The organism is Streptococcus sobrinus DSM 20742 = ATCC 33478 (genome assembly GCF_000686605.1).
GTDB classification, from domain to species: domain Bacteria; phylum Bacillota; class Bacilli; order Lactobacillales; family Streptococcaceae; genus Streptococcus; species Streptococcus sobrinus.
In genome coordinates, this window is record NZ_JMLC01000003.1 from 44,758 (window position 1) to 70,863 (window position 26,106).

24 protein-coding genes are annotated in these 26,106 nt (G+C 46.2%); 15 read left to right on the plus strand and 9 right to left on the minus strand.

Translation table 11 applies throughout. The features are described from left to right. Positions 1 to 98: 98 nt before the first annotated feature. The 6 genes from BS63_RS0102140 to BS63_RS0102165 all read left to right on the plus strand — a co-directional run bounded on the left by BS63_RS0102140 (position 99) and on the right by BS63_RS0102165 (position 5,400). On the plus strand, positions 99 to 578 hold the full coding sequence (locus BS63_RS0102140) for a cell wall elongation regulator TseB-like domain-containing protein (protein WP_002961029.1): 480 nt from the start codon (positions 99 to 101) through the stop codon (positions 576 to 578). Continuing rightward, positions 575 to 1,759: a pyridoxal phosphate-dependent aminotransferase gene (locus tag BS63_RS0102145; RefSeq protein ID WP_002961031.1), complete on the plus strand. Its 1,185-nt coding sequence runs from the start codon at positions 575 to 577 to the stop codon at positions 1,757 to 1,759. Before BS63_RS0102140 ends, BS63_RS0102145 begins: the two co-directional genes overlap by 4 nt. Before the next feature lie 9 nt (positions 1,760 to 1,768). Then, positions 1,769 to 2,140: a VOC family protein gene (locus BS63_RS0102150; protein WP_002961032.1), complete on the plus strand. Its 372-nt coding sequence runs from the start codon at positions 1,769 to 1,771 to the stop codon at positions 2,138 to 2,140. 275 nt (positions 2,141 to 2,415) lie between these two features. After that, the gene (gene asnS, locus BS63_RS0102155) at positions 2,416 to 3,762 is read left to right on the plus strand and encodes an asparagine--tRNA ligase (protein ID WP_028798412.1); all 1,347 of its coding nucleotides are present in this window, start codon (positions 2,416 to 2,418) and stop codon (positions 3,760 to 3,762) included. 147 nt (positions 3,763 to 3,909) lie between these two features. Next, positions 3,910 to 5,004, plus strand: coding sequence for an iron-containing alcohol dehydrogenase family protein (locus BS63_RS0102160; protein WP_002961034.1), 1,095 nt, complete (start codon positions 3,910 to 3,912; stop codon positions 5,002 to 5,004). Between the two features lie 18 nt (positions 5,005 to 5,022). Next, the gene (locus BS63_RS0102165) at positions 5,023 to 5,400 is read left to right on the plus strand and encodes a RidA family protein (protein ID WP_002961035.1); all 378 of its coding nucleotides are present in this window, start codon (positions 5,023 to 5,025) and stop codon (positions 5,398 to 5,400) included. A gap of 348 nt (positions 5,401 to 5,748) precedes the next feature. Here BS63_RS0102165 and BS63_RS0102170 read toward each other — a convergent pair whose 3' ends face one another. From BS63_RS0102170 to BS63_RS1000000111640, 3 genes are all read right to left on the minus strand, one after another. Continuing rightward, entirely contained in the window at positions 5,749 to 6,540 is a 792-nt protein-coding gene (locus BS63_RS0102170) for an ElyC/SanA/YdcF family protein (protein WP_019769676.1), read from the minus strand. A gap of 345 nt (positions 6,541 to 6,885) precedes the next feature. Then, positions 6,886 to 9,489, minus strand: a complete 2,604-nt coding sequence (locus tag BS63_RS1000000111635) for an acyl-CoA dehydratase activase-related protein (RefSeq protein ID WP_080651894.1) — start codon at positions 9,487 to 9,489, stop codon at positions 6,886 to 6,888. A 13-nt stretch (positions 9,490 to 9,502) separates the two neighbouring features. Next, positions 9,503 to 11,284 carry an acyl-CoA dehydratase activase gene (locus tag BS63_RS1000000111640; protein WP_002961424.1) on the minus strand — a complete coding sequence of 594 codons (1,782 nt, stop codon included), beginning with the start codon at positions 11,282 to 11,284 and terminating at the stop codon, positions 9,503 to 9,505. Positions 11,285 to 11,726: 442 nt separating this feature from the next. Here BS63_RS1000000111640 and BS63_RS0102180 point away from each other — a divergent pair, with 442 nt between their 5' ends. The 9 genes from BS63_RS0102180 (at position 11,727) to BS63_RS0102220 (ending at position 20,574) form a co-directional block, all read left to right on the plus strand. Then, complete coding sequence (locus BS63_RS0102180; protein WP_002961423.1) at positions 11,727 to 12,335, plus strand: TetR/AcrR family transcriptional regulator; 609 nt, start codon at positions 11,727 to 11,729, stop codon at positions 12,333 to 12,335. Positions 12,336 to 12,518: 183 nt separating this feature from the next. Further along, complete coding sequence (locus BS63_RS0102185; RefSeq protein WP_002961422.1) at positions 12,519 to 13,274, plus strand: DUF1003 domain-containing protein; 756 nt, start codon at positions 12,519 to 12,521, stop codon at positions 13,272 to 13,274. Between the two features lie 401 nt (positions 13,275 to 13,675). After that, positions 13,676 to 14,563 carry an RNase adapter RapZ gene (gene rapZ / locus BS63_RS0102190; protein ID WP_002962132.1) on the plus strand — a complete coding sequence of 296 codons (888 nt, stop codon included), beginning with the start codon at positions 13,676 to 13,678 and terminating at the stop codon, positions 14,561 to 14,563. Further along, positions 14,560 to 15,537, plus strand: a complete 978-nt coding sequence (locus tag BS63_RS0102195) for a YvcK family protein (protein WP_019769619.1) — start codon at positions 14,560 to 14,562, stop codon at positions 15,535 to 15,537. The genes rapZ and BS63_RS0102195 overlap by 4 nt, the downstream gene beginning before the upstream one ends. Next, complete coding sequence (gene whiA, locus BS63_RS0102200) at positions 15,534 to 16,445, plus strand: DNA-binding protein WhiA (protein ID WP_002962136.1); 912 nt, start codon at positions 15,534 to 15,536, stop codon at positions 16,443 to 16,445. The genes BS63_RS0102195 and whiA overlap by 4 nt, the downstream gene beginning before the upstream one ends. Before the next feature lie 600 nt (positions 16,446 to 17,045). Next, positions 17,046 to 18,566, plus strand: a complete 1,521-nt coding sequence (locus BS63_RS0102205; RefSeq protein ID WP_019795514.1) for a zinc ABC transporter substrate-binding protein AdcA — start codon at positions 17,046 to 17,048, stop codon at positions 18,564 to 18,566. Positions 18,567 to 19,163: 597 nt separating this feature from the next. Continuing rightward, positions 19,164 to 19,919, plus strand: coding sequence for a class I SAM-dependent methyltransferase (locus tag BS63_RS0102210; protein WP_002962809.1), 756 nt, complete (start codon positions 19,164 to 19,166; stop codon positions 19,917 to 19,919). 11 nt (positions 19,920 to 19,930) lie between these two features. Then, positions 19,931 to 20,269: a cupin domain-containing protein gene (locus BS63_RS0102215; RefSeq protein WP_002962808.1), complete on the plus strand. Its 339-nt coding sequence runs from the start codon at positions 19,931 to 19,933 to the stop codon at positions 20,267 to 20,269. 2 nt (positions 20,270 to 20,271) lie between these two features. After that, entirely contained in the window at positions 20,272 to 20,574 is a 303-nt protein-coding gene (locus BS63_RS0102220; protein ID WP_002962807.1) for a cupin domain-containing protein, read from the plus strand. 240 nt (positions 20,575 to 20,814) lie between these two features. Here the strand turns inward: BS63_RS0102220 and BS63_RS0102225 are convergent, their stop codons facing one another. From BS63_RS0102225 to yghU, 6 genes are all read right to left on the minus strand, one after another. Then, positions 20,815 to 21,057: a type B 50S ribosomal protein L31 gene (locus tag BS63_RS0102225; RefSeq protein ID WP_002962806.1), complete on the minus strand. Its 243-nt coding sequence runs from the start codon at positions 21,055 to 21,057 to the stop codon at positions 20,815 to 20,817. 224 nt (positions 21,058 to 21,281) lie between these two features. Then, the gene (locus tag BS63_RS0102230; RefSeq protein ID WP_002962804.1) at positions 21,282 to 22,535 is read right to left on the minus strand and encodes an NAD(P)H-dependent oxidoreductase; all 1,254 of its coding nucleotides are present in this window, start codon (positions 22,533 to 22,535) and stop codon (positions 21,282 to 21,284) included. Positions 22,536 to 22,553: 18 nt separating this feature from the next. Beyond that, positions 22,554 to 23,159, minus strand: coding sequence for an NADPH-dependent FMN reductase (locus BS63_RS0102235; RefSeq protein ID WP_002962803.1), 606 nt, complete (start codon positions 23,157 to 23,159; stop codon positions 22,554 to 22,556). 85 nt (positions 23,160 to 23,244) lie between these two features. After that, positions 23,245 to 24,177, minus strand: coding sequence for an FAD:protein FMN transferase (locus BS63_RS0102240; RefSeq protein ID WP_002962802.1), 933 nt, complete (start codon positions 24,175 to 24,177; stop codon positions 23,245 to 23,247). Continuing rightward, a complete protein-coding gene (locus BS63_RS0102245; protein WP_002962801.1) occupies positions 24,161 to 25,105 on the minus strand; it encodes a DHH family phosphoesterase in 945 nt (314 codons plus the stop codon). The genes BS63_RS0102240 and BS63_RS0102245 overlap by 17 nt, the downstream gene beginning before the upstream one ends. Before the next feature lie 95 nt (positions 25,106 to 25,200). Beyond that, positions 25,201 to 25,992 carry a glutathione-dependent disulfide-bond oxidoreductase gene (gene yghU, locus BS63_RS0102250; RefSeq protein WP_002962800.1) on the minus strand — a complete coding sequence of 264 codons (792 nt, stop codon included), beginning with the start codon at positions 25,990 to 25,992 and terminating at the stop codon, positions 25,201 to 25,203. Positions 25,993 to 26,106 lie beyond the last annotated feature (114 nt).

Genomic DNA, 26,106 nt, shown 5'->3' on the forward strand with positions numbered 1-26,106 from the left:
AGAAGTTTAGGCAAGCCACCCTAGTGGTTGCCGTAGGAAATAGAGCCATTTTAATGGCCTCTTTCCTTAACTGATTGACAGTTGAAAAGGTTGGTAGTATGAAAGAGCCTAAAAAAGGCCATTTTTGGCGGTATTTTATCAGTATTCTGGCAGTTTTAATTCTTATTGGCGCCCTTGTTTCTATTTTTTTGGTTGGAGCTATTAAGCCTCACCGAGACGCGAGGAATCAGGCTATTCGGACAGCCAAGCAGTATGCCAATATTAGCGCCATTAGCGATGTCGAGCAATATAATGGCCATGAGGTCTTCTACACGGTCTTTGGCAAGGATAAGTCGGGCCAAAAGATTATGGTGACCATCAATAAAAAGCATGCTGGTCAGGTCTACGTTTACCAGGCTGACCAAGGCCTTACAGCAAAGGATGCCCAGAAGGTGGCTAAGACTAATGGTGCCAAGACCATTCAAAAGACAACCTTTGGGATGGCCAAGGGCGTGCCCATTTGGGAAGTGCGCTCCGGTAGCCAATACTACCTCATCGACTTTAAAACTGGTGATTTAATTCAAAGGGAGGGCTTATGACTTATTTATCCAATCGCGTTTTAGAAATGGCGGAAAGTGTCACTCTAGCAGCAGGAGCAAGAGCCAAGGAACTCAAGGCTCAAGGGCGTGATATTCTTAGCCTGACATTGGGACAGCCCGATTTTGTAACGCCTAAGAATATCCAAGATGCTGCCATCAAGGCCATTCAAGGTGGACAAGCTTCTTTTTATACAGTGGCTTCTGGACTACCTGAACTCAAGGCTGCCATCAATAGCTACATGGAAAATTTCTATGGCTACTCCGTAGAGCCCAACCAGGTAGTAGCAGGAACAGGGGCGAAGTTTGTCCTCTATGCCTTCTTCATGGCAGTCCTTAATCCTGGTGACGAGGTCATCATTCCCACCCCTTACTGGGTCTCCTATGCCGATCAGGTCAAGGTGGCTCAAGGTCAGCCAGTCTTCGTTCCCGCCAAGGAAGAGAATCACTTCAAGGTGACGGTCGAGCAGTTGGAAGCAGCCAGAACCGATAAGACCAAGGTCTTCCTCCTAAATAGTCCCTCCAATCCAACAGGGATGATTTATGAGGCTGACGAGTTGCGGGCCATCGGGGACTGGGCTGTCCAACACGACATCCTCATCCTGGCAGATGATATCTATGGCCGTCTGGTCTATAATGGAGCCAAATTCACACCCATCTCAACCCTATCCGAGGCCATCAGAAAGCAAACTACTGTGGTCAATGGGGTAGCTAAATCTTACGCTATGACCGGTTGGCGGGTCGGTTTTGCTGTTGGTAATCCTGAGATTATCGCAGCTATGGCCAAGATTATCGGCCAGACAACATCCAACCTGACAACTGTTTCCCAATATGCGGCTATCGAAGCCTTCACGGGCGACCAGTCCACAGTTGAAAGCATGCGCCAGGCTTTTGAGGAACGCCTCAACACCATCTATCCTCTGCTCAATGAGGTTCCTGGTTTTACCACAGTCAAGCCTCAGGGGGCCTTCTATCTCTTCCCTAATGTCAAGGAAGCCATGGCCTTGAAGGGCTACGATGACGTGACGGCCTTCACCACCGCTATCCTAGAAGAAACGGGCGTGGCCATGGTTACGGGAGCTGGCTTTGGGGCACCTGATAATGTTCGCCTCAGTTATGCGACCGATTTGGACACCCTCAAAGAGGCTGTCCGCCGTCTAAAGGTCTTTATGAAAGGTGAATAGGAGATTATTATGATTGATCATTTTGGAATAAAGGTGAAAGACTTACAATCCTCAAAAGATTTTTACCAAAAGACGCTTGCTCCGCTAGGCTATGAATTGCGATTTAATAATGAATACACCGTTAGTTTTGGCGATGAACGCAGCACAGATCCAGGTGGTGATTTCTGGTTAAACGCTAGTCAGCAAGCCCCCATGCATTTTGCCTTCAATGCTAAGACACATGCAGAAGTAGAGGCCTTTCACCAAGCCGGTCTAGCAGCAGGTGGAAAAGATAACGGTGCACCTGGGCTTCGTCCACACTACCATGCCAATTATTACGCAGCCTTTTTACTTGACCTAGATGGCAATAATATTGAAGCTGTTTGCCATGGCGATAAGTAAAAGTGAACGGATGTAATCCCCTGTGACACAGTGGAAAGGTTCGTTAAGTAGAAGTTTTCAAAGCCCTGATTTTCAGCACTCGGTGTAACTTAGAAAATATGACAAATCAGTTTCATCTAGATTATAAATATGTCAACGAGAAGGCAAGATATGCCTCCCTCACCAAAAACTATATTATCTCCCTTGACTGCCAAAATGGTGTCATTAGCAAAATTACCCTTGAGGACAATAGTCCCGCCCATAAATAAGAAGTAGAAAAAAGAAAGAGAAAATTCATGTCAAAAGAACTCATATCAATTATTGATGTTAAAGACCATGTTGGTCAGGAAGTTACCATTGGAGCCTGGGTGGCTAACAAGTCCGGTAAAGGGAAGTTAGCCTTCCTCCAATTGCGAGATGGAACAGCCTTTTTCCAAGGTGTTGCCTTCAAGTCAAACTTCATCGAAAAGTATGGCCAAGAAGCAGGACTGGAGAAATTCAACCAAATCAAGCACCTGAGCCAGGAAACTTCTGTCCTAGTTACAGGGACCATCAAGGAAGACGACCGCTCTAAGTTTGGCTACGAAATGGATGTGACCGATGTCCAAGTGGTTGGTCAGTCTCACGACTATCCCATTACCCCTAAGGAACACGGAACAGACTTCCTCATGGATAACCGCCATCTCTGGTTGCGGTCTCGCAAGCAAATGGCCATCATGCAAATCCGTAATGCTATTATTTATGCGACTTATGAATTCTTTGACAAGAACGGCTTCATCAAGTTTGATAGCCCAATCCTGTCAGGAAATGCGGCAGAAGATTCAACCGAACTTTTTGAAACCGACTACTTCGGAACCCCAGCCTACCTCAGCCAGTCTGGTCAGCTCTATCTTGAAGCGGGTGCTATGGCTCTGGGCCGGGTCTTTGACTTCGGACCTGTTTTTCGGGCTGAAAAATCTAAGACCCGCCGTCACTTGACCGAGTTTTGGATGATGGATGCGGAGTATTCCTTCCTCAATCACGACCAGTCACTGGACCTACAAGAAGCCTATGTCAAGGCTCTGATTCAAGGCGTTTTGGACAAGGCTCCTCATGCTCTGGAAATCTTGGAGCGGGATGTAGACCTGCTTAAGAGCTACATCGACAAGCCTTTCAAACGGGTTTCTTACGATGATGCCATTGACCTCCTGCAGGAGCATGAAAATGATCCGGATACCGATTACGAGCATTTGGAACATGGGGACGACTTTGGCTCCCCTCATGAAACCTGGATTTCCAACTACTTTGGTGTCCCAACCTTCGTGGTCAACTACCCAGCCAGCTTTAAGGCCTTCTATATGAAGCCAGTCCCTGGCAATCCTGACCGGGTCCTCTGTGCCGACCTCTTGGCTCCAGAAGGTTATGGGGAAATTATCGGTGGTTCCATGCGGGAAGATGACTACGATGCCCTCGTTGCCAAGATGGACGCCCTGGAAATGGACAAGTCCGAGTACGAATTCTACCTGGACCTGCGTAAATATGGTTCCGTCCCTCACGGTGGCTTTGGTATCGGAATCGAACGGATGGTCACCTTCGTCGCCGGCACCAAACACATCCGCGAGGCCATCCCATTCCCACGGATGCTCCATCGGATTAAACCCTAAGATACAAAGCCGTTAAGCCCTTTTTCTCCTGTTTAAATCTTCTGAATATTTTGCTATAATAGGGGCACCATGGGGGCTTGGGCTTCCCAAATCTATTTTGTTACCGCTAATCAAATAATAATCAAGAGATGATTAGGAGGAGATGTTATGACAACGACTGTAATGGCTAACTACAGCTACGGAGAAGACTGTTACCAAGAAATTCCAAAGGTGCTCAAGTCTTATGGGATTCATCGTGTGGCCCTCATCGGTGGAAAGAGAGCTCTGGCGGCAACGGAAAAAGAGGTTCGAGAAATCTTGTCTAAGGCCGGCATTGAGACGACCGGAAGCTTTGTCTATGGGGTGGATTCAACCCAGACCAATATTGATAAGTTAGTCGCCAAACCAGCTGTCCAAGAGGCTGATGCTATCTTTGGTTTCGGTGGAGGTCGTGCCTTAGATACCACCAAGATGGTCGCAAAGGAGTTAGACAAACCAACCTTCACCTTCCCGACTATTTGTTCAAATTGTTCAGCAGGGACAGCCATTGCTGTGGTCTACAAGGACGATCATTCGGTGCTCCGCTACGGTTACCCAAACTCTCCTCTGCATATCTTTATCAATACTCGCGTTATTGCCCAAGCCCCAAGTAAATATTTTTGGGCCGGTATCGGTGATGGAATTTCTAAGGCACCGGAAGTGGAGCATGCAGTAGCAGAAGCTAAGAAAAAGGGTTTGCTTGAGCTCCCTCATACAGCAACATTGGGTCACGCTGTTGCCCTATCCTCCAAGGATGCTTTCTATTATTATGGTAAGCAAGGTCTGGAGGATGTAAAAAATAAGCGACCTTCAAAGGCGGTTGAAGAAATTGCTTTGGACATTGTTGTCTCAACAGGTTATGCCTCAAACTTAGTCAACCAACCTGATTTTTACTACAATTCTTGCCATGCTCACGCTTTTTACAATGGAACAACGGCCATTCAACGTCAGGGTGAGTACCTGCATGGTGTTGTTGTATCCTATGGTGTCTTAGTTCTTCACGCCTACTTTGAAGAAACTGATGAGTTAGAAAGAGTTGCCCAGTTCAATAAGGAACTGGGACTACCAACTACTCTCAAGGAATTGGGTTTGACGCAAGCTGACGTTCCCAAGATTGTCCAAGTTGCCCTGACGACCAATGAATATAAGAATACCCCTTTTGATGGTGAAAAATTTGCCAAAGCCATCTTGGCTGTTGACCAATTAGGGCAAAAGTTAGCATAAATTAGAAAGTGTCATTTTATGAAAACCTTCCATACTGATAAAGCTCCTAAGGCCCTAGGCCCTTACGTTCAAGCCAAGCAAGCTGGCGACCTCCTCTTTGCCTCTGGTCAAGTTCCTCTGTCTCCAGAAACGGGCCAAGTGGTTGGCACTAGCATTGAAGAGCAGACTCAGCAGGTATTAAAAAATATCAAGGCTATTCTGGAAGCCGCTGGAACCGACTTTGACCATGTGGTTAAAACCACCTGTTTCCTGAGTGACATCAATGATTTTGCGGCATTCAATGAAGTCTATGCGACGGCCTTCAAGGAAGAATTTCCTGCTCGCTCCTGCGTAGAAGTGGCCCGCCTGCCTAAGGATGTCAAGGTCGAAGTAGAAGTCGTTGCCTATCTGGGATAAACCAGCAGAAATAGTTGGGCTATCTGATTTCATACTTATTTAACATTAAAACTTTCATTTTTGATACTTTCTTAAAATGTGCGGACGCAAGCAAACTTCTCACGAAGTTTCATTGCTAATTTTCGAGCCATTGTCTCGAAAATTCCCGTTATTAGCTAAAACTGTAGTTGTCGCTAATAATACCACTTTGGCGAAAGTATCACTTTATCATTCTGTCATCCAATTAAAGTACTCGGCTTTTTAGCGAATTGTGTCCATGATGGAGCAAAAGATAGCAGGTTTTAAACTTTAAAGAGTATCAAAACATAAGCAAAGACCCTTGGTTGGATATCAGGGGCCTTTTGTATTCTATTTATCTGCAAACTCTGGATTTGCCTCACGGATCAGATGCCCATAGGTTGGAAGAAGGCTGTCAAAAGCTTCTTGAACTTGGTCTGGAATATCGACATGAACCAGATAGTTTTTCCCCCTTGGTCCGTAGCCGTCAGGCTTGTCTTGTAATCGAGGAATTTCTCCCATGAGCAGACGGATGTAGTCTTGTGCTGACCACATGCCCAATGAATTCTGTGGTTGAAGACTGATAGTCTCGTCTTGACTGATGAACTCAACTTCATAGGCAGCATAGTGGATAGCCTTGATATGGGGTGCTTGCTTGGCAAGCGTAGCCCCCATCCGTCTTTGCATGCTGGCATCTTGGCAGAGGATTATGGATTGACACTCCAGATTTTCAGCAGCAATCAGGTCCAGAAGATAGCTAATATTATTGCCACAGTTGGTAGATTTGGTCTCCAAAAAATCAGCACTGAGACCGTATTGGTCTTGGAGAATTTGGTTAAATAGCTGAGCCTCTGTTGTATTATTTGGAACAGTGAGATTTGGAAATGCTTTTCTAGCTTCTTTTACCAGTGCAGGTGTAGTATGTCCGGCCCCACCAATGATGATGTAATGCTTGGCTATTTGATTGTTCATGGCCTGTGCCAGCACATTGATCCCTTCCAAAATACTGCCGCCAAAGAAGGCAAAGATGTCTGCTTGGCGGATGCCTTGATGGGTGTAAAGATTGCCCTGATTGATCTGGTCGAAGTCTCTGGGGCCCAAGTAGCTGGCTAGGGTGTTGAGGGCTGAAATGGTGTCTGTCATGCTTGGTCCTTTCAAGTGCTCTTGGCTACATTATAGCACGGCTCATCACCAGAGTGTACACAGAGAACTTTCCAAGAAACTGGCTGCGCAAAAAAAGCAAGCTAAATCTAGGAAGTAGAACTGTTATTAAACCTATTTTCAGAAGTGTAAATGTCCGATTTTTTGCTAGGTTGCCTTGATGTGATACACTAAAGGAACTTAAAAGTCCGAAGAAATTAATACATAAGAAAAACACCTAGACGGCCATCTAGGTGTTCCTTTTTAGCGATTTTGCTTACCAGACAGGAGAAAGTAGACAAATTGTAGCAACTCTAGACCATGGTTTGATCTATGGCTTTTCTATTTTTAGCCATGACTTTCAACCTTCTGCATTTTCTTGGCGGTTGTCATCATGAGGCGAATTCGGTTGAGTTGGTTGACCTCTGAGGAGCCTGGGTCGTAATCAATGGGAGCGATATTGGCTCCCTTGTATTGGCGACGGAGCTCCTTGAGCATACCCTTACCAACCACGTGATTAGGCAGGCAGCCGAAAGGCTGTAGGCAGACGATATTTTTGACATTGCTATTGAGGAGCTCAATCATTTCCCCAGTCAGGAACCAACCTTCGCCGGTATGGTTACCGATGGAGATAATTTTTGAAGCCTGGCTAGCGATTTGGTAGATGGACTCGATACCGTCAAAACGCTGCGATTTTTCTAAGGCCTTGTTCATCGGTTTTTCTAGGAAATTGATGGTATCAATGGCCAGCTTAGCAAAACGTTTAGCCTTGGGGCTCATGTCCAGCTCGTCAGACTTCCAGATTTGATTGAAGAGGGAGTAATTCATAAAGCCAATCAGGTCGGGAACGACGGCCTCACCCCCTTCACGCTCGATGGTACCAACGATGTCATTATTGGCAGTTGGGGCATATTTGACTAGGATTTCGCCGACCACGCCGACACGCGGTTTACTATCGAAGTCCTGGGTTGGTAAATTATCAAAATCCTTGATAATCCGCTTCATATTGCGGTTAAATTCAAAGTAGGAACCGGATTTGATATTCTTTCTGGCAATCTCTAGCCACTTGTCATAGAGGGCATTGGCGGAGCCAGGAACCGCTTCATAGGGACGAACCCGGTAAAGCAGACGCTCGAAGAGGTCCCCGTAGAGAACGGCAATCAGCAGGCGTTTAACAAAGGGCAGGGTGATGTTCCAGCCAGGCGTTTCCTCGGTCCCTTGGTTACCCATGGAAATGGAAACGACAGGAATCTGTGGAAAACCAGCATCCTTGAGGGCCTTACGCAGCAAAGGAATATAGTTGGTAGCCCGACAGCCGCCACCGGTCTGGGTCATCATCACACTGGTGTTATCCAGATCGTAGTCACCACTTTGCAGGGCTTCAACCAGCTGACCGATGGTAATGATGGCAGGGTAGCAGGCATCATTGTGGACAAATTTGAGGCCAACATCAACGGCCTGCCGGTCCATGGCTGGCAGGATAACCACCTTGTAGCCGGCTTGCTTGAAGGCCTCCTCAATTAGGCCATTCTGGTGAATAGGCGATAGCATAGGCATGAGGAGGGTGTGGGTCTTCTTCATGGCCTTGGTAAAGACAGGTTCTGCTGGCTTTTGCTTGTCCTCCTTATCGGTCTCATCCAGCTTCAGGCTAGTGACCTGATTGAAGATGTGGTCCAGATTGACTGTTTGAGCCTTCTTATCACGTTCTTGGACGGCAGCCTTGAGCGAGCGTAGCCGAATTCGAATGGCTCCCATATTGCTGCCTTCGTCAATTTTCAGGACGGTGTAGAGTTTATTGTGGCCCCGCATGATTTCTTCGACCTGGTCAGTTGTAACGGCATCCAGACCACAACCGAAACTATTAAGCTGGACTAATTCCAGATTGGGATTTTTAGCGACCACCTTGGCGGCAGCGTAGAGACGGGAATGGTAGACCCATTGGTTAACGACCCGCAGGCCGGAAACTTCTTCCAGACTAGAGACCATGTCCTCGGTCAGGACGTGGAAGCCTTCTTGGGTGATAATATTGGCGATGCCGTGGTTGATTTCAGGGTCTAGGTGGTAGGGCCGACCAGAAAGGACGATGGCCTTTTCTTTCTTGAGGGCAATCTTAGTCAACAACTCATCAGTCTTGGCCTGCAAGTCGGCCTTGAAATCGGTCAGGGCCTGATAACCATGTTCAACTGCCTGGCTAATGGCTTCCTGGCTAATATCAGGATAGTCCTTGGCAAAGGCCTTGGTCAGGGAAGAAACCAGGGTTTTGGGATTGGCCAAATTCACGAAGGGATGGAAGTATTTGACCTGACCATCACGGATAGGGTCCATGTTCTTCTCGATAACTTCAGGATAACCCTGAACAATAGGACAGTTGTAGTGGTTGGGTGCCTTGCTATTTTCAATCCGTTCATAGATGACACTAGGATAAAAAATGGCATCCACCTGCTTGTCAATCAGGGCCTGAATATGACCGTGAACCATCTTGGCAGGGTAGCAGACGGTGTCGCTAGGAATGGTTTCAATCCCCTTCTCATATAAGGCTTTGTCAGACTTGGGGGAAATCTGTACCCGAAAGCCCAGGTCGGTCAGAATCGTATGCCAGAGGGGATAGTTTTCATACATGTTGAGCACACGGGGAATCCCCATGACCCCGTGTGGGGCCTTGCGTTTGGACAGAGCCTTGAATTTAAAGAGTTTTTTGTACTTGTAATCGACCAGATTTTCTTTCTGCTGGCTGCGGTCAAATTTAATCTTGGTTACCTTTTCAGCCCCCCGCTCACAGCGGTTGCCGGTAACGAATTTGGAGCCGTCACTGAAAATAGTCACGGTCAGGGCACAGTTATTTTCACAGAGGCCACAGCGGGTGAATTCTTTTTCAGCTGTAAAATGATCCAGTTCAGACAGGCCCATGATGGCTGAGCTGGTCTTTACAGCTGCCTTCTTTTCTTCAGTCATAAGATTCTCTCCTTTAGGCTTGAGCTGGAGCCGGCTGACTTAACTGAGCCTGACTCAGTTCGTCTTCATATTTTTCTTGGGCAATTAGGGCACAGCCATAGGCCCCCATGAGACCAGCGATACTGGGACGAACCACTTGCCGACCGGAAACCAATTCAAAGGCTCTTAGGACGGCTTCGTTGTAGAAGGTTCCTCCTTGGACAACGATTTTTTGGCCCAAATCCTCAGGCCTTTTGAGCTTGATAACCTTGTAGAGGGCATTCTTGATAACTGAATAGGAGAGGCCAGCCGAGATGTCAGCAACAGTCGCTCCTTCCTTTTGTACCTGTTTAACTTTGGAGTTCATAAAGACGGTACATTTTGAGCCCAGATCAACAGGATGCTTAGCTAGGAGGGCAACTTGAGCAAAATCTCTGACATCGTACTTGAGCGACTTGGCAAAGGTTTCGATGAAGGAGCCACAGCCAGACGAACAAGCTTCGTTGAGCTGAATGCTGGAGAGAGCCCCATCCTGAACGCTCATGGCCTTCATGTCCTGACCGCCAATGTCGAGGATAAAATCAACCCCAGGATTGAAGTAGTTGGCGGCCTTGAAGTGGGCGACGGTTTCTACCTCACCATAGTCAACCCGCAGAGCTGCCTGAATTAATTTTTCCCCGTAGCCGGTCACGCAGGAGCGAGCGATGTAGGCACCTTCTGGCAATTGTTGATAGACCTGCTTGAGGACAGTGATGATATTTTCCAAGGGTTGGCCTTGGTTGTTGCCGTATTGTTGGAAGAGAATGCTGCCATCAGGGTCGATGAGCACCAGCTTAGAAGTTGTTGATCCGGCATCAATTCCCAGAAAGAGAGGACCGCTGGCTTGGGCAATATCCCTGTAACTCACGCTGGCTTCATTATGGCGTTTTCGCCAATCTTCCAGTTCTTCCTGGTCGTGAAAGAGGACATCCAGGGTATTCTTGGGGTTTAGGGTTTGGCTTTGCTTGGTTTCTAGGTTGCTAATGATTTGCGACAGCTTGAGCTGGGCCTGTTCCTCATTGAGGGCTGCCCCCATGGCGACAAAGAGCTGCGGATTGTCCGGGAAAATGACATCTTCAGGAGCAATATCCAGGGTCTCAATAAAACGTTGGCGGAGCTCACTCATGAAATAGAGAGGACCACCCAGAAAGGCGATTTTCCCTTTTATCTTACGGCCCGAAGCTAGGCCGGAAATAGTCTGATTGACCACGGCCTGAAAGATAGAAGCCGCAATGTCTTCCTTGCGAGCCCCTTCATTAATCAAGGGTTGAACATCAGTCTTGGCAAAGACCCCGCAACGACTGGCAATAGGATAAATAGTTTGGTAGCCCTTGGCGAGTTCATTAACTCCGTCAGCGTCTGTCTTGAGGAGCTGAGCCATCTGGTCGATAAAGGCTCCTGTTCCGCCGGCACAGGTCCCATTCATCCTCTGTTCCAGACTGTCGCCAAAGAAGGTCATCTTGGCGTCTTCGCCCCCCAATTCAATAACCACATCGGTCTCAGGAATCAGGGCCTCAACGGTGGTTGTCGCCGCAATAACTTCCTGAACGAAGGGGATTTGTGCTGCGTCTGCCAGTCCCATACCACCAGAACCAGTAATAGCAATGGTGACAGGGCAGTCGCCCAACTCAGCCATGGCATCTCGTAGCACCTTGATAGTGGCTGTTTTCACATCCGAATAGTGACGCTCGTAACGGGCAAAGAGGAGTTGATTGTTTTCGTCAAAAATGACTACCTTGACAGTAGTTGATCCAACGTCGATACCTGCTTTATACATCATCACACATCAGGCAAACAAGGAGGCTATCAGCCCCTGTCAGAGAATAGACTATGGTCAGTCCATCCCGCTAACTTCTGATTGCTTGTCTGCCCTTCCATCCTTTCTTTTCATAAATGATTAGATTGGCCAGTTGGGTGGGAAACCAGTTCTTTAAGAACCGACTTGACGATTTTATCAACCGAATGGACTTCAAAATCGTTGGACTTTTAAGCCTCATTTCGCAAAAGGTCTCAGAAATGCTAACCTTGATTAGAATCAGTTAGAAAACCTGTCAAGAATTCCGCAATCTACTGGCTAATAAACGGACTGTTTATTATAATGTTATTATAAAACCCAAGGGATTTAATTCAATCATTGATTTTAAAAAAACTGTTGTTTAAACAACACTTACCTAACAATCTGTTGTTTAACTCCATTTGATTTAATAAAGAAGGCTCTTATGAAATTTACAGATATTCGCTACCTCCGAACGGAAAAATTGATTTTTGATGCTTTGATCAGTCTTCTGAGCGAAAAGTCCTATGAAAAGATAAGTGTCCAAGATATTACAGACCGTGCCATGATTAATCGAGCCACCTTCTATGCCCACTATGCCGATAAGGACCAACTTCAGGCGGGGATTCAAAAACAACTCATGGATCAACTATCGGATATGATTGATGCGGCTCAGGTAACCTCAGGTGATACGGTTAAGGTCAAGAAGGCGGAGAAACTTTTGGCTGATTTTTACCATGGGATTGAAAAAGACCCGGCGGTGGCTAAAATCGTCAGTCGCAGTATCTCTCAGGAGCTTGTTAAAGAGAAGTTTAGCCAACTCTTGCAGGAAAAGTATGCCCATCTCTTAGCGAAGCTCAACGTGCTAGAGTCAGGTCAGCCAGTCCCGACCGATTTCATCGTCGCCTATCTAACCAGTATTTTTACAGGCACCCTCTATTGGTGGCTTAAGTCCGATTTCGCCATGCCGGCCAAGGAATTAGCCCGCCTAGTCATCACCCTGATTAGTAATGGCCATCTGACAGTCATGGGGGTCATCATTAACCGTGATTGATGATAGAGCTAAGATAGGACGGGTCCCGCTATGTTTAAGGCTCTGATGACGACCAATCAGTTGCTTCAACAGACCCTAAAGGCTACTTCAGAGGAAAGGAATGCAATCTTATACTCATTACGGGGGCCTGTCCTAGCCTCTTGATTTTTGCTATAATAAACTGGTATAGAAAGTAGGTAAAATATGTCAGAAGACAAACACGTTTATGACGCTCTTAACCACCAACCCTATCACTTGACTGAAGGGGTCTTTTTATCGGAAGTTGATGGTCAGCTTAAAAATCTTATCAAGCATGATCATCCCCAGCTTAAAGATGATGATTTTATTTCTAATAAAAATTTGCTTCATTATCGTCTGATTTTCCTTAATAATACCATTGAACGAGCACAGGTGACAAACGATTATATCCGTGAGACAGTCTATGATGTTACTAAAAATGGCGATTATCAGACTATGGATGTCCAAGAAGCCCTAGATAGTAAGGTTACATTTGGCCAAAGGATTGCTGATGATGTGGCTCGCTTCGGTGGCTCCTGGACCTTTATTATCAGCTTCACCCTCTTTATGGCGATTTGGATGGCTGTTAATGTTTATAAGCCTTTTGGTATCCAGTTTGATGCCTATCCCTTTATCCTTTTGAACCTAGCCCTATCGACGCTGGCAGCTATCCAAGCACCTCTGATTATGATGAGTCAAAATCGGGCCAGTGATTATGACCGCTTGCAGGCCAAGAATGACTTTAATGTCAACAAGAAATCCGAAGAGGGAGTCCGTCTTCTCCATACCAAACTGGATCACCTGGTTCAACAAGACCAATCAGACCTCCTGCAGGTGCAAAAGCTTCAGACAGAAATGTTGGCTTCTATTACCCAACAGCTGGATGATTTACAAAAGACTAATTACGAGCTCAAGACGCAGTTGGCAGCCAAAGAGGGATAAAAAGATATCACAATTAGTAAGGAAGATAGGAAGTTTGCTGATAGCAGCTTCCAGGGGCATTTCTTGAGCCTCGAAATGAGTTAGCGAGGATAGTTTGGGGATAGACTAGACTTCCCGCAACACTCTTTTTGACTAGTCGATAATACTAGTCAAAAAGAGGTAGTAAAGGAGGCAGACAAGGTACTCTAGTACTTGTCTGCCTCCCTTGAACCTAAGAGTGCTAGAGTGAGGCAAATCGATTTGGCGAAATCACGATTGCGTCTCACTCTCTGTAGTAAGTGTAAATACAAAGTTATGGACTTTGCCTTGTCTGTTGGAAAGTCTTGATTTTCGAAGAGTCAAAAAAATTGGGAGAGACAAAGCCTTTTAGCCTTGCCTGCCTCCAATGAAGGGAGAAAAACATGACAAACTCTATTGATTTAGTGATTGTAACAGGAATGAGTGGTGCTGGTAAGACCGTCGCTATCCAATCCTTTGAGGACATGGGTTATTTTACCATTGATAATATGCCTCCAGCTCTGGTACCCAAATTCATGGAGTTGGTTGGCCATAGTGAGGACAATGACCGAGTTGCCCTGGTTGTTGATATGCGGAGCCGTCTCTTTTTCAAGGAAATCAATTCTATTTTGGATGAATTAGACAAGAATCCTGCCATCAACTTCAAGATTCTCTTTTTGGATGCTACCGATGGTGAATTGGTGGCCCGCTATAAGGAGACCCGTCGCAGCCATCCCCTGGCCGCTGACGGTCGCGTTATGGACGGGATTAAACTGGAGAGGGAGCTTCTGGCTCCCCTAAAGAGCATGAGTCAAAATGTGGTGGACACTACCGAATTAACCCCTCGCCAATTACGCAAAACCATTTCCGAGCAGTTTTCATCGGATGATGATGCCACACCATTTCGGATTGAAGTCATGAGCTTTGGTTTCAAGTATGGTCTGCCCTTGGATGCCGACCTAGTCTTTGACGTCCGTTTTTTGCCAAATCCTTATTATATTCCAGAATTACGCAACCAAACAGGGCTTGATCAGGAAGTGGCCGACTATGTTATGGACCATGATGAGTCAGAAGACTTTTACCGTCACCTCTTGGCTTTGATTAAACCAATTCTGCCAGGCTATCAAAAAGAAGGCAAGGCTATCTTGACCATTGCCGTTGGTTGTACAGGTGGTCAACACCGTAGTGTAGCCTTTGCTCACAGACTGGCCCAAGATTTAAAGACCGACTGGGTTGTCAATGAAAGCCACCGCGATAAGGATCGGCGGAAGGAAACGGTGAACCGCTCATGAGAAAACCAAAGATTACTGTTATTGGTGGTGGAACTGGGATTCCCGTCCTCCTCAAAAGCCTACGGCATGAAAATGTTGATATCACCGCTATCGTGACCGTAGCCGATGATGGGGGTTCTTCAGGCCAGCTCCGTTCTGCCATGCAGCTGACTCCGCCTGGCGACCTCCGCAATGTTCTGGTAGCCATGAGCGACATGCCCAAATTCTATGAAAAGATTTTCCAGTACCGCTTTAATGCAGACGATGGTGCCTTATCTGGCCACCCCCTGGGAAATCTGATTATCGCTGGGATTTCTGAGATGCAGGGCTCAACCTATAATGCCATGCAAATCCTCAGTAAATTTTTCCATACAACGGGTAAGATTTATCCTGCCAGCGAAGATGCTCTGACTCTTCATGCTGTTTTTAAAGATGGGCATGAGGTGGTGGGCGAGTCCAGTATTGCCGACTACGAGGGCATGATTGACCATGTCTTTGTCACCAATACCTACAATGCTAAAGAACCCTCTGCCAGCCGCAAGGTTGTTGAGGCCATCATGGATAGCGATATGATTGTCCTAGGCCCGGGGTCTCTCTTCACGTCCATTCTGCCCAATCTGGTTATTCCTGAAATCAAGCAGGCCCTCCTGGAAACCCAGTCAGAAGTGGCCTATGTCTGCAATATTATGACCCAGTACGGCGAAACCGAGCAATTTTCGGATGCTGACCATGTGGCTGTCCTCAATCGTCACCTAGGTGCCGATGTCATTGATACCGTTCTGGTTAATATCGAGCCGGTTCCCAAGGATTATATGGACACCAACAAGTTTGATGAATATCTGGTTCAGGTTGACCATGATTTCCTTGGTTTGCAGAAGCTAGTTAAACGGGTCATTTCTTCTAATTTTTTGCGTTTGGAAAATGGCGGAGCCTTCCACCATGGTGAGTTGGTCGTTGAAGAATTGATGCGCTTGATTAAGAGGAGAAAACGATGAGTTTTACCACCCAGGTCAAAGAAGAAGTGTTGGGGCTAGCCGGTGCCGACCCCAACCAGTTGTCAGCTATCATCAAAATGTCTGGCAGTCTGGGTCTGACCAGCTCTGGCTTGACCCTGTCTATCCTGACCGAAAATGCTAAAATAGCCCGTCATATCTATTCTCTCTTGGAAGAACTTTATGGCAGCCAACCTGATATTCGTTACCATCAGAAGACCAATCTGAAAAAAAATCGTGTCTATACTGTCTTTCTTGATCAGGATGTGGAAGCCATTCTGGCAGACCTGCAATTGGCAGATTCCTTCTTCGGGATTGAGACAGGAATTGCCCAGTCCCTGCTCCAAGATGATGAGGCAGGGCGTACCTATCTTCGGGGGGCCTTCTTGGCCAATGGTTCCATCCGTGACCCAGAGTCAGGCAAGTACCAATTGGAAATCTTTTCAGTCTACCGAGACCACGCCGAGGACCTGGCCCAGCTCATGCAAAAATTTATGTTGGATGCCAAGGTCATCGAGCATAAAAATGGAGCCGTTACCTATCTGCAAAAGGCTGAGGACATCATGGATTTTCTGATTGTCATCGGTGCCATGCAGGCCAAGGCTAATTTTGAAGAAATCAAGGTCATGCGGGAGACCAGAAATGACCTCAATCGGGCCAACAATGCCGAAGCCGCCAATATTGCCCGGACCGTAACGGCCAGTATGAAGACCATCAATAATATCATCAAAATCATGGATACAGCTGGCTTGGATATCCTACCGGTCGAATTACGCCAGGTCGCCCAAGTACGGGTGGCTCACCCCGATTATTCCATCCAAAAAATCGCCGACAGCCTCGAAACGCCCCTAAGCAAAAGCGGCATCAACCACCGCCTCCGCAAAATCAATAAAATTGCTGAGGAATTATAAGATGCCAGGGACAAAGTCACTCTAATATTGTTACTTAGAGTGACTACGAAAGCTACCATTCTAGCTTTCTATGTCTCTGACTAATTCCGATAAAGCAGCTGGATTGACTGCTTTATCTACGCGTCGCAAAGTTGTAAAGCATCCCAAAGTAAAATAGGAAAACTGTCGAAGAAGTACAGGACTTCGAGACAGACTTTCTCTTTTTACAAAGGGATGTAGGCGTGCTCAATTCTTTGTGATATAGATGAACTAAAGTTTTTAACTTAGTTCGTCTACGGTTGTCGCTATGGCGACCAACCTATATCTCTCACTAATTCAGCTAAGTTGTCATGGTCGGCCAACTTAGCTTCATGTCGTAAGATGCCAGGGACAAAGTCAACAGAAAATAATTTCAAGAGGAGAGATAAAGGTCTCACCTCTTTTTCTTAGCTTCCGAAACCCATTAGCTATGCTAGTGGGTTATTTCGTTGGTCCCTGTACAATATCGTGACCTGCTTTGACATACCCAATATTTTTCACAAAAAGTGCTTGCACTTCTTGTTTTTTATGATATACTTAACCAGTAAATAATTTAATTAACTGGTTAAGAAAGGCAGAGAGATGAAGAAAAAAAGACTGATAACCTTTGGGACCTTGTTGATTTTGGCCTGTCTCCTGGTCGGCGTGACTTGGTTCCATGAGCAGGAGAAGCAGAAGTCTGGTGACATTGAGGTAGTAGCTACCTTCTATCCCATGTATGAATTTACCAAGAATGTTGTTGGTGACCAGGGCCATGTTAGTTTGCTCATAAAGGCGGGCAAGGAGCCCCATGACTTTGATCCTTCAACCAAGGATGTAGCTACCATTCAAAAGGCTGACGCCCTCGTTTATGACAATGAGAGCATGGAGACCTGGGTGCCCAAGGTGAAAAAATCCATTGGCAAGAGCAAGACTGATTTTATCAGAGCGACTGGTAATATGGTTCTTCTAGCCGGAAGTGAAGAAGGTGAAGAGGAAGGCCATGAAGGACACCATCATGACTTTGACCCCCATGTCTGGTTGTCCCCTCAACGCTCGATTAAGCTGGTTGAAAATATCCGAGATAGCCTGTCCAAAAAATACCCTAAGAAGGCAAAGTTGTTCAAGAAAAATGCTGCCTCCTATATTAAGAAGTTGCAGGCCTTGGATAAGGAGTATAGTTCAGCCCTTTCGGCAGCCAAGCAAAAGAGCTTCATTACCCAGCACGCAGCCTTTGCCTACCTGGCTTTGGACTACGGCCTCAAGCAGGTCTACATCAATGGCATTTCGGCGGAGAGTGAGCCATCGGCTCAACACTTGGCTGACTTGACCCAGCAGGTTAAAGATTCTGGCATCAAGTATGTTTACTTTGAAGAAAATGCCTCCTCAGCAGTTTCAGAAACCCTAGCAAAAGAGGCTGGTGTTGAAACCCTAGTTTTAAATCCAATCGAAAGTCTGACCCAGCAGCAAATGGACAAGGGGCAAGATTATTTCTCAGTCATGCATCAAAATCTAAAAAATCTACGCAAGACGACAGATAAGGAAGGACAAGAGCTGGCCAGTAAAGAGGCTGAAAAAACAGTTCAAAAGGGTTACTTCAAGGATGAGGAAGTTTCCAACCGTAGCCTGAGCGATTGGACAGGCTCTTGGCAATCAGTTTACCCCTATCTGCAAGACGGCAGCCTGGACCAAGTTTGGGACTACAAGGCCAAGCTTAATAAGGACATGACCGCCAAAGAGTACAAAGACTACTACAGCAAGGGCTACAAGACAGATGTGGAGGTTATCTCTATTAATGGGAAGAAAAATCAAGTAACCTTTACCCAAAAGGGTAAAAAGCAGACCTTCACCTACAAGTATGTGGGTTATAAGATTTTGACCTACAAGAAGGGCAACCGTGGTGTTCGCTATCTCTTTGAAACTAAGAATAGCAAAGCAGGAGCCTTTAGATATATCCAGTTCAGTGACCACAATATTTCTGACACCAAGGCGGAGCACTTCCATCTTTTCTGGGGCGATACCAGTCAGGATACCATTTTACAGGAAATGGACAACTGGCCAACCTATTACCCTGCTAAGATGTCTGGACATGATATTGCCCAGGATTTGGTTGCCCATAGTTAAGAAATTGAAGAGAGATGAGTTCGATACTTGCAGCTAGCAAGAAAAAGTCCTGTTGACGAGCAGGTGATAGTTTGCGACAGTTGGATAAGCGAGCCGATAAAGGTCGCTTATCCAACTTAGTAAGATGTTTAGGGAGTGGGACAAAAATCGCGATTTCAACGAAATCGATTTTGTCGTCTCACCACCGCACAGTTGATTAGGAAGGATGCTGTCCCGAAGGGGACAAGTACTTCCAATCAACCGCTGCGTCAAACTGTTTGATGTTGAAAAAGTGACAGGGTTAAGAGTTTTGTCTCACTTAGTAGGAAATAGAGCCATTTTAATGGCCTATTTCCTTAACTAATTGGAAGGTTAGGACGATTGGTCCTAGCCTTTTATCTTAGCTGTTTTAGAATCATTCTAGAATAAGCTTTTCTGCCCTCGGATGGTCGGTTTGACCAGTCTTTTGTGATAAAATTAAAGAGTACTCGAAAGGAAAGCTTTAGGCTAGTAGAAGGACTTAGCGGAAAGGAACAAACTTCCAAGAATCCTCTTTGACCAGCCTAGCTCGTCTCTCCAGAGTATAAAATAAGTTTTATTTCCGAAAGGATGATATAGATGACTAAAAAAGAAGTTGGTCACAATTTTCTTGCCAGACTGGGCAAGAAACGCTTACGTCCTGGTGGTATTAGGGCTACAAATTGGTTGATAAAGGAAGGAGGATTTAGTAAGGACAGTCAAGTTTTGGAGGTCGCCTGCAATCAGGGCACAACCTCTATAGAGTTGGCCCAGACCTTTGGCTGCAAGATTATTGGTATTGATAGGGATAGGGCTGCTCTGGATAAGGCAAAAAAATCTGTTCAGGCCGCTCAGCTGGAGGATCTGATTCAGCTTCAAGAGGGCAATGCCATGAAGCTCCCCTTTCCTGACAATAGTTTCGATATTGTTATCAACGAGGCCATGCTGACCATGTTGTCAGAAAAAGCAAAAATCAAGGCTGTCAAGGAGTATTATCGGGTTCTCAGGCCTGGTGGATGTATCTTGACCCATGATGTTTCCTTTAGTGATAAGCATCTGGAAGATAAGTTGGCCCAATTGAGACAGACCATTAATGCTAATGTTAGTCCCCTGCATGTAGACAAGTGGCAGGAGCTCTTTAAATCCTGTGGTTTCTCACAGGTCAATTATGACACTGGTAGGATGACATTGATGTCAATAACTGGTATGATTAAGGATGAAGGGCTCTTAGGAGCCTGCCGGATATTTTATCGGGGAATGAAGAAAGAGAATCGTCAGCAATTTTTGCAAATGTACCGCTTTTTTAACAAGACTGGTAAAGAGTTGGGCTACATTGCTGTGTCCAGTCAAAAATAAGGAGGAAAATGATGGCCTATATTGAAAAATTAGCTCCAGCCAAGGTAGTCGATTTGAAGGAAGAAGTACCGATTGAGGAAGAACAAATGCTCAGTCGGACCCTAGTCCAGCGACGGGATTTGGGCATGACAGTTTTTTCTCTGGATAAGGGACAGGAAATTGCTCGCCATAAGTCCCCTGGCGATGCCATGGTCAATGTTCTATCGGGACAGGCAAAAATTGAAATTGGCGATGAAGAATTCATTGTCGAGGCTGGTCAAACCATTGTCATGCCGGCCGGAATTCCCCATGCCCTCTGTGCTCAAGAGGCCTTCCAGATGTTGCTGGTCGTCGTTAAACCGGAGGCCTAGTCATGAAATTAGAACTATTAAATCTGGTCAACTATCATGACTATCAAATCACCAGTCGTTCCCTCAGTCAAAAACTTGGCCTTGACCAAGTGGTCACCCTCTATGCCATGGATAAGGCTGAGACCATCAGCCAGGAAAGCTCCCCCAGCCCCAAGCTGATTCAGGTTCTAGAAGGTCAATTGGAAGTCAGTCTGGCTGAGGAAGAAGCCGAGCTCTTAAAGCCCAATGAACTCCTAACAGTCCCAGCCTTAAAGCTCCACGCCCTTAAGGCAGTTGAAAAGACTAAGTTTTTACAAATCGAATGATAAACAAAAGCCAAGTTTCCACTATTGGGGTGCTTGGCTTTTTTGGTTTTAGAGACTGTAGTTCTTGGCTTCTGAAAGGTTAAAAAATCAAATCCTGGTAGGATGATCAAGTTCAATCAGCTTAGAAGCTAGGTCGTTAGGGACATCATCAAGGCGTGAGGCTCTGACGGGCTCACCCAAAGTTACAATCCCCCAATTTTCGGCAAAAAAAGAAGTCCGAAGACTTCCTTTTTATCTTGCTTATTTGAGACCGTATTTCTTGTTGAAACGATCGACACGTCCGTCTGCTTGCGTGAATTTTTGACGTCCAGTGTAGAATGGGTGTGAATCAGAAGAGATTTCAACACGTATCAATGGATAAGTTTCACCTTCGAATTCTACGGTTTCGTTAGATGATTTTGTAGAACCGCTGAGGAACTTGTAACCAGTAGTGGTATCTAAGAATACGACTGGGCGATACTCTGGATGGATATCTTTTTTCATTACTAAATTTCCTTTCTGCCATAGCTTTTCTAAGCCATAGTTAATAACTACTCTAGTTTATCAAAGTTCCTTAGCTTTGGCAAGACTTTTGGATAAATTCCTTGAGAAATTTGCCCGTCCCAAGCTGGGGCAAACTGTCAAATCCAAGCTAACCGGCAAGTAAAACTACCTAGGAAATTTATAATCGTCCCTGCTGGGTCAAAGTGCCAGAGCAAGCCTGTTTCTTAATGGGAAGAAGCCCCAGAAGTGGCATCGGCTGCAGCTTCTCCGCCACCAGATGATGAGGCACCAGAGGTAGCGTCAGCACCGCCGTGACCACTTGATGAAGAAGCCCCAGAAGTGGCATCAGCTCCAGCATTACCGCCAGCTAAGTGTTGACCGGTAGTTTCAAGATACCAATCCAACCAAGGCTTGAAGTTGAAGACAATTTCGTTGATACCAGCATAAGATCCATCATCATAGTACATAGCTTGATAGTTGTGGGTATTGAGGACGGCCGGATTTGGATTAGGAATCAAAGTCCGCACAACTTCTTGATTACCATTACGCAGGGTACCGATAACCCATTCGACATTTTTCATCCGAGCAGGTGGAAGGCTGTTATGGACAGTGGATAGACGGTTTCCTGACTGTTCAGGCACCCGTTTAGCGAACATGGTTTCTGGATCTTGGTGGGCATTATTATAGTAGAGGAACTGGTTGTTGTCATCCGCATAAGTCAGTTCAAACGGCATGGATCTAAGGAACATATTGATCTGATCAACAGTCAGGATACCGTGATCCAATTTGACATAGGTGTCACCAGAGACGGCTCCGGTAATCTCAGCTACTTTTTCAACCCATTCTGGGTCATCTGGGTCAACCTCGGTGACAGTTGTTGCGATTGGATGGTTACAATCCAGATCTTCAGGCTCGATTGGTTTTGGTTTTTTCAATTTTGAAACGACCCCCACGTATTTGACAAAGTTATCTAGACAGGTAGATAGGAAATCGACAGTTCCTTGATTGATAATATCTCCATTATCATCAAAGGCTTCCTTAGCCTTACCCAAAAGGAATTCATTTCCTGGCAGGGTATAGGCACTGACACCAGGAGCGTCCAAGATTTTCCGCAGGTGAACCTGAGCCCTGGAGGTTCCTTGGTCGTAGTAGGAAGCTCCAACAATCATGACCGGCTTATTTTCAAAAGGGTGTAGGTTGAAAGAAAGCCATTCGAGAGTGCTCTTGAGAGCTGGTGTAATGGTGTGGTTGTGCTCCGGCGTAGCGATGATAACCCCATCTGCCCGAGTAATCTTGTTATAGAGATATTGGATCGCAAAGGAATCAGACTGGTCGTCATCCTGGTTGAACATTGGGACATCCTTGATTTCAAGGACTTCCAGTTCAAATTGATATTTAAAGTGCCGGCGAATATATTCCAGCAACATGCGATTGTAAGAAATTTCAGCATTTGAGCCGACAAGTCCAACAAATTTCATAGTCATTTTTATCCTTCCCTAGTTCAAAGTTTCCCAGTCAAAGTTTTCGGCCTCTTTTTTCAAGAGTTCTTTGGCGTGGGACATCTTTTCTGTCATTTTAACAAAGAGCCTGAAATCATCAAAAATTGCATCTAACTTTTGACTGGTTTCGATATCCGTCAAATCCCCCTTGCTATCAAAGGCCTGCAGGGAATGAGACAGGAGAAATTCATCAGGAAGAACATTAGCCTTTAATTCTGGGGCATTAAGGATTTGCCGCAGTTGGAGCTGAGCACGTGAAGATCCCAAAGTTCCGTAAGATGCTCCCGTAATCATGACAGGTTTATTGAGCATAGGGTAGATACCATAGGATAACCAAGCTAGGGCATTCATCAAAACAGCTGGTACGGAGTGGTCATATTCCGGTGTTCCAATGATGACCCCATCGGCTTCCTCAATTTTAGCAGCCAAAGCCTTAACAGGCTCTGGGAGGGTCCTGTCTGCAGGTTTATTGAAAAAGGGAAGGTCCTTGATTTCGACCAATTCAATATCTGCCTTATCAACAAAATGCTTTTGAATGTATTGCAAGAGTTGACGGTTTGTGGACTTCTCAGAATTCGTTCCAACAATTCCGATAATTTTCATAATAAAAACCTCCTATATTCATGTAGGATTATTGTAACAAAAAAGCACTTTATTTGAAAGTGCTTACAGGAGTTTTAAGTAATTTTCAATTTTTCACAATTGGTAGATTTGAACTAGCCAAAACTTGGTTGTCTTTGGTGACCACCAGGGTAGCTAAGTCAGCTTCCCGACTGATTTCTGTCAGGATTTCCTGAGCCGATTTGCCAAAGAGGCGGGTGGTCCAAATTTCTCCGTCAACAGATTGTTTGGAAACGATGGTCAAACTGGCCGTCTGACAATCCACGGGATAGCCGGTCTGGCTGTCAAAAATATGGTGGTAGATCTTGCCTTGATAGGTGAAGGTCCGCTCGTAAATACCCGAGGTGACTACCGATTGGTCACGGATTTTGAGAATGGCTAGGTGATTGCCCCGAGGAAGTTTGGGGTTTTGGATGCCGATTCGCCAGTTCTGGTCGGGATTATGGTAGGCAGGGCCGAAGGTCAGAACATTGCCCCCCAGATTAATCAGACCAGCAGGTACCCCTTGCTTTTTTAGGAATTCAACAATCCGATCAGCGATATAACCCTTGGCCAGGGCCCCTAGGTCAATTTTCATACCAGTCTTGGCTAGAAAGACAGAAAGATTTTTTTCATCTAAAATAATCTGCTTGGGGTCAATCAAGTCCAGCTGGGCCTCAATTTCCTCCTGACTGGGGACCTTGGCATCCGCAAAACCAATCCGCCAGGTCTGAATGAGAGGGCCGATAGCGATATTGAGATGACTGCCTGGAGCCAGGCTGTGCTTTTTCCCCAGAGCAATCAAGTCGAAGAGCTGGGGATGAACGCTTACGGCCTTTTTACCAGCTGCCTGATTGATGGCCATCAATTCAGAAGTGTCATCATTGGCAGAAAAGCGATGGTTGTAGAGATGGAGAAGCTCCTCAACCTGGTCCAAAATCGGTTGGGGATTGGCGTGATAGATGGAGGTATCAATGGTGGTCCCCATCAGTTGGACCTGGCGATCAGTCAGTGGTAACATGGGCGACGGCCTCTTTGATTTCTTGGTAGATCTGCTCGTTTTCTTCTAGACTGTAGGAGTTGGCTCCGCTAGCCAGCGGGTGGCCCCCACCATCATGGCGTTTGGCAATTTCATTGATGGTGGCTTTTTTACTGCGGAGGCGAACTCGGTAGTGGCCCTCAGGCTGCTCGACAAAGATGGCCCAGGACTGGACAACATCAATCTTGCCGGGCGTGCCAACGATGGCTGAGCTTTCGGCATCGCTAACGCCAAAGTCTGCCAGAACCTGCCGACTTAAAAGCAAGCGGGCTGCCCCATTCTCATCCACTTCTAAGTGGTCAAAGACATAACCCTGCAACTTGGCGATTTTAAAGGAAAAGCTGTCCATCTGGCGAGAAATAGCCGCAAAATCAAAGTCGAATTCTCGTAAATCCGCCGCAATTCTTAAAGTCTTAGGGCTGGTCGCATCGTAGAGAAAACGACCTGTATCACCGACTATCCCAGCATAGAGCAGGCGGGCTGCCTCATCCGTCAACTCAAGACCAGTTTCTTGGGCAAAAGCAGTAATGATTTCGCTGGCCGAAGAAGCTTGCGTATCGACATAGAGCAGGTCACCGTAGGCATCTTCGTTGGGATGATGGTCCATTTTGATGAGGAAGTCCCCTTGGTCAAAGCGGTCGTCGTCAATCCGAGGGGTGTTGGCTGTGTCAGTCACGATAACTAAGCTACTAACATAGTCGCTGTCAGCCACCTGGTCCATCTTGGCCAGCCAAGCCAGACTAGGTTCATCACTCCCAGTTGCCAGCACCTTCTTATTAGGAAAATTGTGGCGGAGTATCTCCCGCAAGCCCAGCTGACTGCCCAGAGCATCGGGGTCGGGCCTCTGGTGGCGGTGAATAATAATCCTATCGTAGGCTTGAATTTTTTCCAAAATTTGATTGAAAGTCATAGTCTCTTCATCCTTGTTTTTGAGGCTATTATAGCATAATTATCGGGACCAGAGAGGATGAGAAAAGCCCGCCAAAATTCTCAGCTAGGCTTTACTTATTTAATCGCCTTGTATTCGACGGCCAAACCACGTTTGACGGCTGGGCGTTGGGCAATTTTCTCGGTCCAGGCCTGTAGGTTCTTATATTCCTTGACATTGAGGAAGATGCCGGCCCTGTCCCAAATCTTGTCTTGGGCCAGACGTCCGTACCAGCACCAGATGGCTAGGTCAGCGATGGTGTAGGTGTCACCTGCGATGTAGGATTTATTGGCCAATTCCTTATCCAGCAGGTCCAGTTGACGTTTAGCTTCCATGGCAAAGCGGTTGATGGCGTACTCGATCTTTTCTGGTGCATAGTGGAAGAAGTGGCCAAAACCACCACCCAAGAAAGGTGCAGCTCCAGTCTGCCAGAAGAGCCAGTTGAGGACTTCATTACGCTCAGCTGGATCACTAGGAATTAGTTGACCAAATTTTTCCGCTAGGTAGAGCAGGATATTGGCAGACTCAAAGACGCGAACGGGTTTATCACCCGACAGGTCCAAGAGGGCAGGAATTTTTGAATTAGGGTTGATGGCCACAAAGTCGGAACCAAATTGGTTACCTTCGCCGATGGCGATTTTGAAGAGATCATAGCCGGCTTCCTCGATGCCCAACTCTTTTAATTCTTCAAACATGATGGAAGCCTTGATACCATTTGGCGTTCCAAGAGAATAGAGCTGGAAGGGTTGGTCCCCTTGAGGCAAGTCTTGCTCGAAACGAGCTCCAGCCGTTGGCTGGTTGAGAGAACCCCAGGCCCCACCCATTTGAGCTGGATTTTCCCAAACTTCTGGTAATTGATAATCTGACATAAGCAAATCCTCCGTCCTTTTTGGTTTTATCCTATCAGAAATAAGGAAGGAATACAAAAGATTGACATGACTATCTCAAGCCAGCGGTCCGGTCAATTTAAGACCGAATCAATC